Genomic DNA, 14648 nt, shown 5'->3' on the forward strand with positions numbered 1-14648 from the left:
GGAACGAGCAGGGCCCGAGCGAGCAGGCTCAGCCCACCCGCTGGACGACCTCCGCCGCCGCCGCGCCCTCGACCGGGCCCGCCTCCACCGGAGCGGTCTTCCGGCCGTCCCGCATCAGCACCAGGGTCAGCCCCGCGGCCGCCAGGACGGAGATCCCGCCCGCCGTGAAGGTGACGGAGGCCGCGGTGTTGAACGCGTCGCGCGCGGCGGCGGCCAGTCCGCCGTCCCCGGTGCTCGCGGCGAGGGCGAGCGCGTCCGTGATCGCGTGCTTCCCGGCGGCGGGCGTGTCGGCGGGCATCGAGCCGGTGAAGGTGCTGGACAGGACGGCGCCGAGGATGGCCACGCCCAGCGCGGAACCGGACTGCTGGATGGTGTCGTTGAGCGCGGAGCCGACGCCGGCGTGCTCGCCGGGGATCGCGCCCATCAGCGCGTTGGACGCGGCCGGCATCGCGAGGCCGGAGCCCGCGCCCAGCACCAGCATGGCCAGGGCGACCTTGCCGAAGCCGTCGCCGACCGAGAGCGTGGCCAGCAGCCCGAACCCGGCCGCGATGACCAGCATGCCGGCCGAGGTCGTCACCCGCGGGGCGGCCTTCTTGCTGAGCACGGCGCCGAGGGCGTTGAACACCAGCGAGGCGACGGCCAGCGGGAGGAACGCCAGGCCGGTGTCGGTGGCCGAGAACTTCAGCACGAACTGCAGGTACTGGGTGAGGACCAGCATCAGGCCGCCGGTGGCGAAGGTCAGCAGGACGAGCGAGAAGCTGGCCCCGGTGAACACCCGGTTGCGGAACAGCTTGAGCGGGACCATCGGCGAGTCGGTCCGGATCTGGCGGACGACGAACCCGGTCAGCGCGAGCACCCCGACGCCGAGCGTGCCGAGCGTGCCGGGGCTGGTGAGGCCGTCCCGGGGCAGCACGGTGATCGACCAGACCAGCGCGGTCATCCCGGTCATCGAGAGCACCATGCCGGGCAGGTCGGGTCGGCGCCACGGCCCCTTCGACTCCGGCATCAGCACGACCGCCGCGATGACGGCGACCACCGTGACCGGCACGTTGATCAGGAAGACCGCGCCCCACCAGAAGTGCGCGATCAGCGCACCGCCGAGTACCGGCCCGCCGACCATGCCGATCATGGCCACCGCGCTCCACACGGCGATCGCCTTGGGCCGTTCCTCGGCGTCGAAGACGGTGATCAGGATGGAGAGCGTGCTCGGCATGACCAGGGCCCCGCCCACGCCCATCAGCACGCGTCCGGCGATGAGCTGGCCGGGGCTGTCGGCGACGGCCGCGACCAGGGAGGCGGCGCCGAACAGCACCAGCCCGATGATCATGACCTTCCGCCGGCCGAACCGGTCGGAGAGGCTGCCCGAGGTGAGCAGCAGCCCGGCGAAGACCAGGATGTACGAGTCGATGATCCACTGGATGTCCTGGGCCCCGGCCCCGAGGTCCGCCGCGATCTGCGGGATGGACACCGTGAGCACCATGTTGTCGACCACCAGCACCAGGCTGCTGAGACAGAGCACGACCAGGATGAGCCAGCGGCGCGGCTGACGGTCCACCGCGGTCCCCCTTCGAAGTGAGCGCGCCGGCCGCAGCCGGACGGAAGTCGTCGCGGGCGCACCGCGGTCCGTCCCCACGGCCGCGACGCGCCTCGCTCCGCACGCCGTGCGGACAGCGCACACTGTACGGATTCCGCACAGCGTTCGTAAAGCCGTACGGTGTGCGGCGCGGCTTATGCTGAACGGAGCAGCCGAGCCGAGCCAGGCGGGCGAAGACCGAGAGGAGGGCCGGATGCCGGCCAGGTCGAAGGACGCGCCCGGGACACCGTGGAGCCGCCCCGAGCGCCCCCGGCGCGAGCAGCCGGCCCTCAGCCGGGCCCAGATCGTCGCGGAGGCCCTCGCCATCCTGGACAGCGACGGCATCGAAGCCCTGAGCATGCGCAAGCTCGGCGCCCGCCTCAACGCCGGCGCCACCTCGATGTACACCCACGTCGCCAACAAGGACGAGCTGCTCGCCCTGGCCGTCGACGAGGTGTTCGGCAAGATCTGGATCCCGGCGGTCACCGACGCGGACCCGGCGGACTGGCGCACCAGCCTCGCCGAGTGCGCGGCCAGCGTGCGTCAGGTCGTCCTGCGCCACCCGTGGATGGTGTCGGTGCTCGGCGACCTGGGGCTCGTCTACTTCGGGCCCAACTGGATGCGCCTGTCCGAGGCCCTGCTCACCTTCCTGGAGGCGGCCGGCTTCACCCCGACGGAGGCCAATGACGCGATGGGGGCCCTGCTCGGCTACGTCATCGGAACGGCCAGCGTGGAGGCCGCCTGGCTGAGCGCGCTGGCCCGGCAGGGCCGGGACGAGCAGGGCTGGATGGACGAGCTCGTGCCCGCCGTCATCGAGGCCACCCGGGACTTCCCGCGCCTGCACCGCCTGTACAGCACCGAGGTCGGCTCGGCGACCGACGGCGGCCGCGACAGCGGCTTCACCAACGGCGTCCGACTGATCCTGGCCGGAATCGAGGCCACCCGTCAGGCCCGGCACGCCAGTTGACAGGGCGTCACTTCCAACTCGACGCCCGGACCCAGGCGTAACCCGACCCCGGACCGACCGTGCCGCCGCCGCCGACCGCGCCGCCTCACGCCGCCGACGGTTCGGCCCGCGCCGAACCGTGCAGGCGCGACCATGGAGGCATGTCGCTCGCCGCCTTCGCCGCCCTGCTCGCCGACCCCACGCGCGCCGCGTTCTGCACCGCGCTGCTCGACGGCCGCGCCTGGACGGCCGGCGAGCTGGCCCGGCACGCGGGCGTCGCGCCGTCCACGGCCAGCGAGCACCTGTCGCGGCTGGTCGCGGGCGGGCTGCTGGCCGAGGAGCGGCAGGGGCGGCACCGGTACGTCCGGCTGGCCACCCCGGAGGCCGCCGCCCTGATCGAGGACCTCGCCGCCTTCGCCGGCCAGGGCGACCGGCCCACCCCGCACGGCCTGCGCGAGGCCACCCGGCAGAGCGCCGAGGCCCGCGCCCGCACCTGCTACGACCACCTGGCGGGCCGCCTCGGCGTGGCCGTCGCGGACGCGCTGCTCGCCCGCGGCCTGCTCACCGACGACGCCGGGCTCGCCGTCACCGGGCGCGGCCGGGCCTGGCTGGCCGCGCAGGCGATCGAGCTGCCCGAGCGGGCGGGCCGCCGGGGCGGGCGACCGGTGGTGCGCAGCTGCCTGGACTGGACGGAGCGCCGCAGCCACCTCGGTGGGGCGTTGGGCGCGGCGCTCTGCCGGACGGCGCTGGACCGCTCCTGGGTGGAGCGGATCGGCTCCGGCCGGGCCCTGCGGATCACCCCGGACGGCGGCCGCGCACTGCGCGAGCTGCTCGGCGTCGAGCTCTGAGCGGTCCGCCCACCGGACCGCCCACCGAACCACCCACCGAACCACCCACCGAACCACCCACCGGTCAGCCCAGAGCCGCCACCCCGGCGGCCGGAGCCGCGCCGGCCAGCGGCGGGCGCAGCGAGGCCGTGCCCAGGCCGGTCGGGCCGACCGGCACGGCGGCGGGCACGGCGGCGGGCCCGGGCAGTGCCTCGGCCGCCGTCCCCGCCCTGAGCTCCCGCTCCGCGCCGAAGTGCCGCAGCAGGTCCTCCTCGCGGTACCGGCGGCAGTCCCGGTGCCAGACCAGGATGCCCGCGAGCCAGTTCTCCAGCTCCTTCACGTACCCGTCCAGCAGCTCCCGCACGTCCGACTCCAGCGCGAAGTCGTCGTACAGGACGGGGAGTTCCTTCGCCGCGACGTGCTGGAACTGGTCCAGCCGGGAGTGCATCAGGTCGTCGACGATCCGGACCGCCGACGGGTAGTCGCAGGTGAAGAAGTTCTGCACCACCAGGACGGCGTTGTGCACCTCGCCCTCGTACTCGACCTCCTTCTGGTACGAGAACAGGTCGTTCATCATGCACGCGTAGTCCGCGGCCGAGTTCTCCAGCGAGCGCATCGAGCCGTGCTCGTACACCCCGGGCGGCACGACCTGGCCGTGGGCGAGCCGGCACAGGCTCATGGTGAGGTCGGAGCCGAAGGTGGCGCGGCGCATCTCCAGGTAGTCCACCGGGTCCGGGATCCGGTTCTGCACCTGGTTGTTGAGCTCCCAGATCCAGCTCGCGGTCATGTCCTCGACGGTCCGGCGGAACTTCCGCCGGGCGTCCGCCGTCATCGGGCCGGCGGTGCGCTCCCAGATGTCGGCGAGGCCGCGTTCCAGGGCGTTGGCGGGCTCGGGCGCGGGGCTGCCGTCCACCGGCATGAACAGCGGGAGCCGCTCGTTGGCGAGCTTGGCGCCGGCCAGGTCACGGGTGCGTCCGAAGACCACCGGGTAGTAGTCGTCGGCCCAGGTTCCCCAGGCCAACCAGGCGGAGGAGATGTCGAGTTGGTCGGCGGTGGCGTCCGGGTGGATACCGGCCGCGCAGAGCGGGAGGTCGTAGTCCCGCATGGACTCGGCGTCCCAGATGCCGGATCCGGGGACGCCGGGCTGCTCCTCCAGCAGGCCCATCCGCGCGGCCCACTCGATCACCCGGTCCCGCGCGCCGTCCAGGTGCGGGCTCAGCGTGGCCTCGAACGGCAGTTTGAACTCCGGCAGTTGGGACGGCCCGACGGCCTGGTACGGCACGTGGCCGTGCGACCGGGCCCGCCGGACGGCCGGTCCGACGCCGCCCGGGCCGCCCGGGCCGGCCGCAGGTGCACCGCCGCCCATCGCCCCGCTGCGCAGGATGTCCAGCGCCGAGGTGCCCACCCCGCCGATCGCGAACGGGTCCCACCAGTTGCCCGTGCCGGGCAGCGCGCCGCCCGTCCCCGCCGCGACACGGCCACCCGAACCGGCCGCCGCACCACCGCCGTTCATGTACCGGCTGGAGCGCATGTGCCACTCGTGGCCGCCGGACTGCCAGTCCTGGAGGCCCTTGACGTACGCCAGCACCCGGGCACGGCCCTCGGGGGCGAGCCCGGTCTCGGCGAACAGCACGGGAAGTTCGGTGAACACGGTGTTCTCGAACTGCTGGAGCCGCGAGGTGAGCAGGTCGTTGACCGCCTCGGCGGCCTCCTGGGTGGAGCACTCCAGGAACTTCTCCAGCACCAGGATGCCGTTGCTCAGCTCTCCCTCGTCCTCCACCTCCCGCTGGTAGGAGAAGATGTCGTTGCGCAGGTGCACGCCGTCCGAGAAGGCGTCCATCAGCACCCGCAGCGCGCGCGAGCCGGAGACCTCCTTCGGGACCTCGGCACCGGCCGCGTACTCCACCAGTTGGGCGGACCAGGGCGCACCGCCCACCTTGCGGCGCATCTCGATGTACTCGACCGGGTTGGAGACCCGGCCGGCGTTGATGTTGGCGAGCTCCCAGAGCGACTCGTTGAGCAGGTTGCGGGTGCTCTCGGCGAAGCGGATCCGCCAGTCCTCGCCCATCACCGGCACGGTGCGCCGCCACAGGTCGGCCAGGCCCGCCTCGACCGGGTTCTCCGGCTCCGGCATCGGGGTGGCCGGGTCGGCCGGCATGAACAGCGGCAGCCGGTCGAGGTGCGCCTTGCCGGCCTCGCGGTCGTTGGTGCGCTTGAACATGTCGAGGAAGTGGTCGTCGAAGAAGAAGACCCAGACGTACCAGTCGGTGACCAGCGAGAGCGCCTCGGCGGAGGCGTCGGGGTGGGTGTAGGCGCAGAGCAGACCGTAGTCGTGGGCGTCCAGGTCGGCCTGGTCCCAGATGCCGGAGCCCTCCAGCATGCCCATCTCCCGTGCCCAGACGGAGGAATGGGCCCGGGCCTCGTCCAGGTGGGGGTTGAGGCGTGCCGGGTGCGGCACGTAGAAGGACGGCAGTTCGAACGGCTGGGTCACGGCGGGCGGGCCTTTCTGGACGCGTCGATTGCACCAAGAATGGCCCGCCGGCAGGTGGCCGCACCGACGCAACAGAAACAGTCATACAAGATGACCTACCTCCCTCCAGCCCGTCCGCGCCGCCCTCCTCCTCGCCACCCGACGCGGGCAAAAAGTATTCCGCCGGCTCTCCTAACCGCCGGATCCGGTATCCCAGGCGGTCGCTCCGCCAACGAACAAGCCAGCTACGCCAAGGCCCTGGAACTCCAAGACTTCCCCTGCTACGGGCGTGTTGACCGCCTCCGCCCCCACCCCGTCCACCAGACTGGGCGCCGACCCGACGTCAACTCCGAGGAGGGCAAGCCCATGAACGTCACCGTCCGGCTCGCACAGCAGCCCGAGGCCGACGAACTGCTCGGACGGAGTGCGCTGGCCGCGCTCGTCGGCATGCTGCTCGACCAACAGGTGCCGATGGAATGGGCGTTCACCGGTCCGCTGACCATCGCCCAGCGGCTCGGACGCAACGACCTGGACGCCCGGGAGATCGCCGTGTACAACCCGGAGGAGTTCGTCGCCCTGCTGTCCGCGAAGCCCGCCGTGCACCGCTACCCGGCCGCGATGGCCAAACGGGTCCAGCAGCTCTGCCAGTTCCTGGTGGCGCAGTACGACGCCGACGCCGCCGCGCTCTGGAAGGACACCCGCACCGGCAAGGAACTGCTCAGCCGCCTCAACGCCCTGCCCGGTTTCGGCAAACAGAAGTCGCAGATCTTCCTGGCCCTGCTCGGCAAGCAGTACGGCGTGCGGCCGGAGGGCTGGCGCGAGGCGGCCGGCGTGTACGGCGAGGAGGGCGCGCACCGCTCGGTCGCCGACATCACCGGGCCCGAATCCCTCGACCTGGTCCGGGAGTTCAAGCAGGAGATGAAGCGCGCCGCGAAGGAGGCCAAGTCCGCGGCGAAGACCACGCCCCGGACGACGGCGGTGAGCACGGCCGGGGCGCGCTGAAAGCCGATCACCCGGCCGACCCCCGCCGGGAGCCGTTGCCAGGAGCCGTTGCCGGGCCGCCGAGGAGTCCACCGCCGTACGCGCCGTACGGTCCATGGCCCTTCCCGGATGTGCCGAGGGCCCCGGTCGCACCGCGCGACCGGGGCCCTCACCCGTGCCCGTCAGGCCAGGACGGGCTCCCGCTCGTCCGTCGGATCCGCCGCACCCGCCGACGCCTGCGCGTCCACCGCGCCCGCCGCATCCGCGCCGGCCGGCGCGACCGCCTTGCGCCGCGGCAGCGCGAACATCAGCAGGAACACCACCAGCAGCGCCCCCGCCACCCACCACATCGCGTGGACGAACGCCCCGCCGAACTCGGTGCCCATCGCCTCCGGCGCGACCACGTCGTCCATCGCCCCGAAGAAGGCCACCGACACCAGCGCGAGCCCCAGCGCGTTCCCCATCTGCTGGACGGTGTTGATCAGCCCCGACGCCGAACCGGCGTGCGCCCGCGGCACCTCCGCCAGGATCGCGTCGGTGATCGGCGCGACGATCAGGCCCATCCCCAGGCCCATCACCACCAGCGGAAGCGCCATCTGCCAGGGCGCGATCGCCGTCCCGTACCGGTCCGCCTCCCAGATGTACGTCAGCACGCCCGCCGCCATCACCAACGCGCCGGTCTGGAGCACCCGGCGTCCGAACCGGGGCACCAGCTTCTGCACGGACAGCCCGGCCGCGGCCGAGACGGCGAGCGAGAACGGGATGCCGGTGGAACCGGCCTTGAGCGGGCTCCAGCCGAGGCCCAGCTGCATGTACAGCGTCCAGACCAGGAAGAAGATCCCGCACACCACGCCGAAGGCCAGCTGCACGCCGATGCCGGCCGCGAAGCTCTTCACCCGGAACAGCGACAGCTCGACCAGCGGCGAGCCGTCCCGCCGCGTCTTGGCCTTCTCGTACGCCACGAACAGCGCGAACACCACCAGGCTGCCGGCCATCGACAGGTAGCCCCAGAGCGGCCAGCCGGCCTCCCGCCCGTGCGTCAGCGGGTAGATCAGCATCAGCAGGCCGACGCTCGCCAGCGCCACCCCGACCAGGTCCAGTTTGAGCGCCCGCTCGGCCTTCGACTCGTCGATGAAGCGGCGCCCGAGCAGCAGCCCGGCGATGCCGACCGGCAGGTTGATCAGGAAGATCGGGCGCCAGGCCAGGCCGAACAGGTCCCACTCGGTGAGCAGCGCGCCGATCAGCGGCCCGGAGACGGCGCCCAGGCCGACCACCGCGCCGAACATGCCGAACACCTTTCCGCGCTCCTCCGCCGGGAAGGTCGCGTGGATGATCGACAGCACCTGCGGCACCATCATGGCCGCCGTGCCGCCCTGGAGCACCCGCATCCCGACCAGCATCTCGGGGCCGGAGGCCAGGCCGCACAGCGCGGACGCCACGGTGAACCCGCCGATGCCGATCAGGAACAGCCGCTTGCGGCCGTAGATGTCACCCAGCCGGCCACCGGTGATCAGCCCGATCGCGAAGGCCAGCGCGTAGCCGCCGGTGACCCACTGGATGGCGCTGAAGGAGGCGCCGGTGTCCTCCTGGATGCTGGGGATGGCGATGTTGACGATGGTGACGTCCACCAGGTCCATGAAGGAGGCGACCATCACGATCGCCAGCGCGATCCACCTCCGTCGGTCCGCGTCCGCGGTCTTCATTCGGTACTCCTCATTCGTCCTGCTCGTCCTGCTCGTCCTGCTCGTCCTGCTCGCGCTGCTCGCACTGCTCGTCGGCACGTCCACGAGGGTACGGGGCATGTAGGTCAGATCCTGTCCCAGTTGTCCGGCATCCTGGACGGCATGACGGACACCCCGGCACGGCTGCTGAACCTGCTGTCCCTGCTGCAGACCCCGCGCGAGTGGCCCGGCAGCGAACTCGCCGAACGGCTCGGCGTCAGCCCCCGGACGATCCGGCGCGACATCGACCGGCTGCGCGACCTCGGCTATCCGGTGCAGGCCACCATGGGCGCGGTCGGCGGCTACCGGCTGGTCGCGGGGACGGCGATGCCGCCGCTGCTGCTGGACGACGAGGAGGCCGTCGCCATCGCGGTCGGGCTGCGGGCGGCCGCCGGGCACGCGGTGGTCGGCATAGAGGAGGCCTCGGTCCGCGCCCTCGCCAAGCTGCTCCAGGTGCTGCCGGGCCGGCTGCGGCACCGGGTGGGCGCGCTCAACACCGCCACCATGCCGCTGCTCACCGGCGACGGCCCGACCGTCGACCCGGACGACCTCACCGTGCTCGCCGGCGCCGTCACCAACCGGGAACGACTGCGCTTCGCCTACCGGGCCGGCGACGGCGCCGAGACCAGGCGCAACGTCGAACCCGAGCGGCTGGTCTCGGCCGGCCGCCGCTGGTACCTGGTCGGCTACGACCTGGACCGCGACGACTGGCGGCTCTTCCGCGTCGACCGGCTCAGCGAGCCCCGTGCCACCGGCGCCCACTTCACCCCGCGCCCGCTCCCGGCCGAGGACGCCGCCGCGTACGTGGCGGGCAAGCTGCGCCGCCAGTCACCGGCCCGCGCCGTGGTCGCCACCGTGCACGCCCCGGCCGCGAACGTCCGGCGGCACTTCGACCGGGGCGACTCCGAGATCGAGCCGATCGACGAGCACCGCTGCCGGCTGCGCTCCCGCACGGACTCCCTGGAGTGGACGGCGGTCCGGCTACTGACGCTGGACTGCGAGTTCGAGGTGCACGAGCCGCCGGAGCTGATCACCCACCTGCGCACCCTGGCCGCCCGCGCCGACCGGGCCACCCGCGCAGACGGTTAGGCCTCGATCCGGTACCAGCAGTCCCCCGCGCGGAACCACAGCGCGCCGTCCCGGCCGTGCGCCCGCACCCGGTCGAGCGCGCCGGGCACGCTCAGCTGCCGACGCCGGGTCTGCTTCCACTCCTTGCCGATCAGCTGGTACCAGGTCAACTCGCCGCCGGTGGACAGGAAGACGCCCTGCCCGCGGTGGATCGCGAAACCGACCGGCAGCCGGACCGGGCACGGCACGGTGGTAGACGGCCGGTCGACCTCGTCGATCCGGGTGAGGTGGCTGACCGACGGGCTCGGATACCAGGCCAGCCAGGCGCTCCGGCCGTCGGTCGCGCCGGCCAGGCCCTCCAGCGGGTAGGACGGCAGCTTGTCCGGGCTCCACACCACCCGGCCGTGGGTGTCCGCGGCCCGCAGCCCGGCGGCCGCCATCGGGTGGTCGCCGTAGATGCCCTCGTCCCCGTAGGCCATCCAGATCCGGCCGTCCCGGTCGGTCACCAGCACCTGGACGTCGTCACCGAGGGCGAGCTCCCGTTCGAGCGCCCCGTCCGCGCCGTACACGGCCGCGTTGGGCAGCCATTCCTCCCTGTCCTGCTCGGCCCGGTACCCGGCCAGCAGCACCCGGCCGCCCGGCAGCAGCCCGAGGTGGTCGGGCGAGCAGGAGACGCCGGACAGCGGCACCCGCCGCTCCCCCTGCGGGGAAACCACGACCACCTCACCGTCGAACGGCAGCCGGACCGGCGGCCAGGATCCGGCCGGCGCCAGGCGCTGCTCCGGCACCACCAGGACGGCCGGTTCCCCGGCCGGCCCGACCGTCCAGGCCACGGCCCTGCGACCGGCCGACCGGTCCTCCTCGGGCAGCCGCCAGACCTCGACCGGATCGTGGCCCATCGTGCTCAGACCCCGTACTCGGCGGTGAGCAGCGCCCGCCCGAGCGTGTGGAAGGTCAGGTGGAAGCCGATCTGGGCCGCCGGGGTGTCGGCGGAGACGTCCAGCTTCTCGACGTCCAGGGCGTGCACCGCGAAGACGTACCGGTGCGGGGCGCCGGGCGGCGGGGCGGCGCCGTCGTACCGGTGGCCGGGGAAGTCGTTGCGGCCGTGGAAGGAGGCCGCGCCGGGCAGGTCGTCGTCCGAGGAGCCGGCGCCGCGCGGCAGTCCGACCGTGTCGGCGGGCAGGTCGAGGGCGAGCCAGTGCCACCAGCCGGAGCCGGTGGGCGCGTCCGGGTCGTAGCAGGTGACGGCGATGCCGCGGGTGCCCTCGGGCAGGCCCGACCAGGCCAGCTGCGGCGAGAGGTTGCCTCCGGCGTGGCTGAACTTCCCGGCCAGTGTGCCGCCGTCGGTGATGTCCTGGCTGGTCAGCGGGAAGGACGGCACCTGCGGCAGGAAGTCGTACGGCAGCGGCGGGCGAACGCTCATGGGTGGTCACCTCTCAACGGGCCGTGGACGGCCTCGGGCTGAAGGACGCTGAAGGACACGGCTCACTGTAATAGGGGTGCCCGTCCGGTCCGGCCGCCCCTCGTTCGGGCCCGGGCCGCTCGAATTGCCAGGTATAGACCAATCCGGCGCCTGCGGCTAGCGTGGACAGCGCCCCCGCCCCCAGCTCCGGAGCCGCACCGTGGAGTCGTCCGTCCTCGCCTTCGCCACCGACCTGCTCGACGAGGGCGCCGACACCTTCTTCGGCAACCTCACCGACCGCGCCGGAGTCGGCGGCGTCACCCTCGCCTCGGTCTACCACGAGGCCCGGGACGTCTTCCCGCACAACCCCCGCCGGGTGATCCGCTACCTGGAGCCGGGCGCGGCCTACTTCCGCCCCGATCCGGCCCGCTGGCAGGGCCGGCGGCTGGCGCCCGCCCCGTCCACCGCGATCGGCGACCGCGACCCCTTCGCCGAGGCCGCCGCCGAGACCCGCCGCCGGGGGCTGAAGCTGCACGCCTGGACGGTGTTCTGCCACAACGACCGGCTCGGCTTCGCCCACCCGGACTGCGCCCCGGCCAACGCCTTCGGCGACCGCCACCTCACCGAGCTCTGCCCGGCCCACCCTGAGGTCCGGGAGTACGCACGGACCCTGGTCGCCGAGCTGGCCCGGTACGGCGTGGACGCGATCCGGGCCGAGTCCCTGCACTTCCACGGGCTGCGCCACGGCTACCACCACGAGCGCTACTTCGAGGAGCTGGGCGCGGGCGCCGAGGCACTGCTCGGCATCTGCTTCTGCCCGCACTGCCGCGCCGCCGCCACCCGCGCGGGCGTCCCGGCGGAGGAGGTCGCGGAGGCCGTCCGCACCGAGCTGCGCCGCCGGCTGGCCGACGAGGCGGCCGCCGCCGAACCCGCCGACCTGAGCGCGCTCGCGGACGGCGCCCTGGCCGCCTACCTGGACGCCGCCACCACCACCGTCACCACGCTGGCCGCCGAACTGACCGAGGAGGCCCGGCGCCACGGCATGCGGCTGAGCTTCATGGACGGCGCCGGCCCGGGCAAGGGCTGGCTGTCCGGCATCGACCTGCCCGCGCTCGCCAAGGCGACCGACCAGATCGAGACGCTCGGCTACGCGAAGACCCCGGAGGCCGTCCGGGAGAAGATCGCCGCGTTCGCCCTGCACGGCGTCCGCCCGCAGGACATGGCGGTGATCCTGCGCCCGATGGCCTCGGACTGCGACGGCCCGGCGAACCTCGCCGCCAAGATCGCCACCCTGCGCGAACTGGGCGTCCCCGAGGTCGAGTTCTACAACTACGGCCTGATGCGGCTGTCCTCGCTCGACCGGATCGGCGCCGCCCTGGCCGGCTAGGCCCAATGCCGCGGGGCCCGACCGCTACCGGCGCCGCTTGGACGTCCCGAACAGGCTGCGCGAGATCTCCTGCCCGAGCTGCTTCCCGGCCGAACGCGCCAGGGACTTCACCGTCGGGTTGCTGAACAGCGAATCGAGCAGCCCGCCCGCCCCCTTCGGCTCCTCCCGCCGCGGGGCAGGCTCCCGCTCCTTCGGCGCCCTGGCCGGTGCGGCGGCCTCCGGCCTGGGCGCCCGCGCCGCCCGCGCCGCCCGCGCCGCCAGCTTCTCGTACGCCGACTCCCGGTCGATCGCGTCCCGGTAGCGCGCCGTCAGCGGCGAGGCGTCGACGACGGCCCGCAGCGCGCCCGCCTCGATCGGCCCCATCAGGGACTGCGGCGCCCGCAGCCGGGTGGCCGCGACCGGCGTCGGCGCGCCCTTCTCGGAGAGCACGGTCACCACGGCCTCGCCGGTGCCGAGCGAGGTGAGCACCGCGCCGAGGTCGTAGGAGGAGCGCGGGAAGGTCGAGACGGTGGCCTTGAGCGCCTTGGCGTCGTCCGGGGTGAAGGCGCGCAGCGCGTGCTGCACCCGGTTGCCCAACTGCGCGAGCACGTCGGAGGGGACGTCGCGCGGGGACTGGGTGACGAAGAAGATGCCCACGGCCTTCGAGCGGATCAGCCGGACGGTCTGGGTGATGGCCTCCAGGAAGGCCTTGGAGGCGCCCTTGAACAGCAGGTGCGCCTCGTCGAAGAAGAACACCAGCTTGGGCTTGTCCAGGTCGCCGACCTCGGGCAGTTCCTGGTAGAGGTCGGCGAGCAGCCACATCAGGAAGGTGGAGAACAGCCGCGGCCGGTCCTGGACTGCGGGCAGTTCCAGCACCGAGACGACGCCCCGGCCGTCCGGGGCGGTCCGCAGCAGTTCGGCGGTGTCGAACTCGGGCTCGCCGAAGAACGCCCCGGCGCCCTCGTTCTCCAGAAGGGTGAGCGCGCGCAGGATCACCCCGGCGGTGGCCGACGAGAGGCCGCCGATGGTCCTCAGCTCCTCCTTGCCCTCGGCCGAGGCGAGGAAGGCGATGACGGCGGTGAGGTCCTTGAGGTCGTACAGCTCCAGGCCCTTGGTGTCGGCGTAGTGGAACACCAGGCTGAGCGAGGACTCCTGGGTCTCGTTCAGGTCGAGCACCTTGGCGAGCAGCAGCGGCCCGAAGCTGGTGACGGTGGCGCGGATCGGGATCCCGGCGCCCTGGCCGCCGAGCGAGTAGAACTCGACCGGGCAGCCCTGCGGGGTCCACTGCTGCCCGACCTCGGCCGCCCGGGCGGTGGTGCGCTCGCTCGGCGCGCCGGGCGCGGCGATGCCGGAGACGTCCCCCTTGACGTCGGCCAGGAACACCGGCACGCCCTGGGCGGAGAGCTGTTCGGCGATCAGCTGGAGGGTCTTGGTCTTGCCGGTGCCGGTGGCGCCGGCGACCAGCCCGTGCCGGTTGAGCACCCCGAGCGGGATGCGCACCTGGGCGTCCGGGTAGGCGGTGCCGTCCAGCAGCACCGCGCCGAGGTCGAGGGCGGGCCCGGTGAAGGCGTACCCGTCGGCGATCTCCCGGACGGCCGGCGGGGTGGGGGCGGAGGACATCGGGGCACTCTCCTGGGCGGTGCGGGGAGGCGGGGCGGGCCCGGAACCCGGTCCCGGGCGGGCCGTGTCCCGATCGGAACCGGGCGATGTTCGCGACATTTCCCATCAAACAGCCGCAATCGCCCTCCCGCAGCTCACACCCGAGCGCGTGGCGGCGTCGCGGCGGCTGCGCCATCCGCCGCCCAAACGGTAGGCTTTCCGTGTGATCTTCAAGCGCATCGGCAATGGGCGGCCGTACCCGGATCACGGCCGGACGAGCACCCGACAGTGGGCTGACGTCGCCCCACGCCCGGTGCGGCTCGACCAGCTGGTGACCACCAAGGGGCAACTCGACCTCGAAACCCTGCTCGCCGAGGACTCGACCTTCTACGGGGACCTCTTCGCGCACGTGGTGAAGTGGCGCGGCGACCTGTACCTGGAGGACGGACTGCACCGGGCGGTGCGGGCCGCGCTGCAGCAGCGCCAGGTGCTGCACGCCCGAGTCCTCGAAATGGAATGACGGACCCTCTGCACGGGCTCCTGGACCGCCCCCTCGCCATCCGGCGGAGGGCGGTCCGCGCGTACCCGGGTACCTCCTTTCGGGTACCGGCGTACTCCAGATGATGATCATTTAGTACCTTCACAGCCTGACAGCACTACGCTGCTGACTACGGCCGCGACCAGGGGATCCGCCC

Annotated in this window: 12 protein-coding genes; 6 read left to right on the forward strand and 6 right to left on the reverse strand. The window is 73.1% G+C overall.

The genetic code is table 11. The features are described from left to right. Nucleotides 1-28 precede the first annotated feature (28 nt). Nucleotides 29-1555, reverse strand: a complete 1527-nt coding sequence (locus ACIQVZ_RS02205; RefSeq protein ID WP_402446438.1) for an MFS transporter — start codon at nucleotides 1553-1555, stop codon at nucleotides 29-31. 232 nt (nucleotides 1556-1787) lie between these two features. Between ACIQVZ_RS02205 and ACIQVZ_RS02210 the strand changes: the two genes are divergently transcribed. Continuing rightward, nucleotides 1788-2540, forward strand: a complete 753-nt coding sequence (locus ACIQVZ_RS02210; protein WP_402446440.1) for a TetR/AcrR family transcriptional regulator — start codon at nucleotides 1788-1790, stop codon at nucleotides 2538-2540. A 140-nt stretch (nucleotides 2541-2680) separates the two neighbouring features. Beyond that, entirely contained in the window at nucleotides 2681-3367 is a 687-nt protein-coding gene (locus ACIQVZ_RS02215) for an ArsR/SmtB family transcription factor (protein ID WP_402446443.1), read from the forward strand. A gap of 64 nt (nucleotides 3368-3431) precedes the next feature. Here ACIQVZ_RS02215 and ACIQVZ_RS02220 read toward each other — a convergent pair whose 3' ends face one another. Continuing rightward, entirely contained in the window at nucleotides 3432-5837 is a 2406-nt protein-coding gene (locus tag ACIQVZ_RS02220) for a germacradienol/geosmin synthase (protein WP_402446446.1), read from the reverse strand. Nucleotides 5838-6182: 345 nt separating this feature from the next. Here ACIQVZ_RS02220 and ACIQVZ_RS02225 point away from each other — a divergent pair, with 345 nt between their 5' ends. Further along, nucleotides 6183-6818, forward strand: a complete 636-nt coding sequence (locus tag ACIQVZ_RS02225) for an HhH-GPD-type base excision DNA repair protein (RefSeq protein ID WP_350876398.1) — start codon at nucleotides 6183-6185, stop codon at nucleotides 6816-6818. A 161-nt stretch (nucleotides 6819-6979) separates the two neighbouring features. Here ACIQVZ_RS02225 and ACIQVZ_RS02230 read toward each other — a convergent pair whose 3' ends face one another. Next, nucleotides 6980-8500, reverse strand: coding sequence for an MFS transporter (locus ACIQVZ_RS02230; RefSeq protein ID WP_402446449.1), 1521 nt, complete (start codon nucleotides 8498-8500; stop codon nucleotides 6980-6982). A gap of 141 nt (nucleotides 8501-8641) precedes the next feature. On the opposite strand from ACIQVZ_RS02230, the gene ACIQVZ_RS02235 reads away from it, so the two are divergent. Next, entirely contained in the window at nucleotides 8642-9607 is a 966-nt protein-coding gene (locus ACIQVZ_RS02235; protein ID WP_350876927.1) for a YafY family protein, read from the forward strand. Here ACIQVZ_RS02235 and ACIQVZ_RS02240 read toward each other — a convergent pair. Together ACIQVZ_RS02240 and ACIQVZ_RS02245 are read right to left on the reverse strand one after the other, a co-directional pair. Continuing rightward, nucleotides 9604-10485: a hypothetical protein gene (locus ACIQVZ_RS02240; protein ID WP_402446452.1), complete on the reverse strand. Its 882-nt coding sequence runs from the start codon at nucleotides 10483-10485 to the stop codon at nucleotides 9604-9606. The two genes, ACIQVZ_RS02235 and ACIQVZ_RS02240, sit on opposite strands and share 4 nt — an antisense overlap. Before the next feature lie 5 nt (nucleotides 10486-10490). Beyond that, on the reverse strand, nucleotides 10491-11009 hold the full coding sequence (locus ACIQVZ_RS02245; protein ID WP_402446455.1) for a YbhB/YbcL family Raf kinase inhibitor-like protein: 519 nt from the start codon (nucleotides 11007-11009) through the stop codon (nucleotides 10491-10493). A gap of 199 nt (nucleotides 11010-11208) precedes the next feature. Between ACIQVZ_RS02245 and ACIQVZ_RS02250 the strand changes: the two genes are divergently transcribed. Then, a complete protein-coding gene (locus ACIQVZ_RS02250; RefSeq protein WP_402446457.1) occupies nucleotides 11209-12375 on the forward strand; it encodes a hypothetical protein in 1167 nt (388 codons plus the stop codon). 24 nt (nucleotides 12376-12399) lie between these two features. Here ACIQVZ_RS02250 and ACIQVZ_RS02255 read toward each other — a convergent pair whose 3' ends face one another. Then, nucleotides 12400-13974, reverse strand: a complete 1575-nt coding sequence (locus ACIQVZ_RS02255) for a helicase HerA-like domain-containing protein (RefSeq protein WP_402446460.1) — start codon at nucleotides 13972-13974, stop codon at nucleotides 12400-12402. A 202-nt stretch (nucleotides 13975-14176) separates the two neighbouring features. Here ACIQVZ_RS02255 and ACIQVZ_RS02260 point away from each other — a divergent pair, with 202 nt between their 5' ends. Further along, complete coding sequence (locus ACIQVZ_RS02260; protein ID WP_063348635.1) at nucleotides 14177-14473, forward strand: type II toxin-antitoxin system VapB family antitoxin; 297 nt, start codon at nucleotides 14177-14179, stop codon at nucleotides 14471-14473. Nucleotides 14474-14648 lie beyond the last annotated feature (175 nt).

It is taken from the genome of Kitasatospora sp. NPDC098663 (genome assembly GCF_044760075.1).
Taxonomy (GTDB): domain Bacteria; phylum Actinomycetota; class Actinomycetes; order Streptomycetales; family Streptomycetaceae; genus Kitasatospora.

Bases quoted from the DNA above. Each gene is read 5' to 3' on its own strand.
- ACIQVZ_RS02210 (WP_402446440.1), top strand. From the start codon at position 1,788: ATGCCGGCCAGGTCGAAGGACGCGCCCGGGACACCGTGGAGCCGCCCC.
- ACIQVZ_RS02215 (WP_402446443.1), top strand. From the start codon at position 2,681: ATGTCGCTCGCCGCCTTCGCCGCCCTGCTCGCCGACCCCACGCGCGCC.
- ACIQVZ_RS02225 (WP_350876398.1), top strand. From the start codon at position 6,183: ATGAACGTCACCGTCCGGCTCGCACAGCAGCCCGAGGCCGACGAACTG.
- ACIQVZ_RS02230 (WP_402446449.1), bottom strand. From the start codon at position 8,500: ATGAAGACCGCGGACGCGGACCGACGGAGGTGGATCGCGCTGGCGATC.
- ACIQVZ_RS02235 (WP_350876927.1), top strand. From the start codon at position 8,642: ATGACGGACACCCCGGCACGGCTGCTGAACCTGCTGTCCCTGCTGCAG.
- ACIQVZ_RS02240 (WP_402446452.1), bottom strand. From the start codon at position 10,485: ATGGGCCACGATCCGGTCGAGGTCTGGCGGCTGCCCGAGGAGGACCGG.
- ACIQVZ_RS02245 (WP_402446455.1), bottom strand. From the start codon at position 11,009: ATGAGCGTTCGCCCGCCGCTGCCGTACGACTTCCTGCCGCAGGTGCCG.
- ACIQVZ_RS02255 (WP_402446460.1), bottom strand. From the start codon at position 13,974: ATGTCCTCCGCCCCCACCCCGCCGGCCGTCCGGGAGATCGCCGACGGG.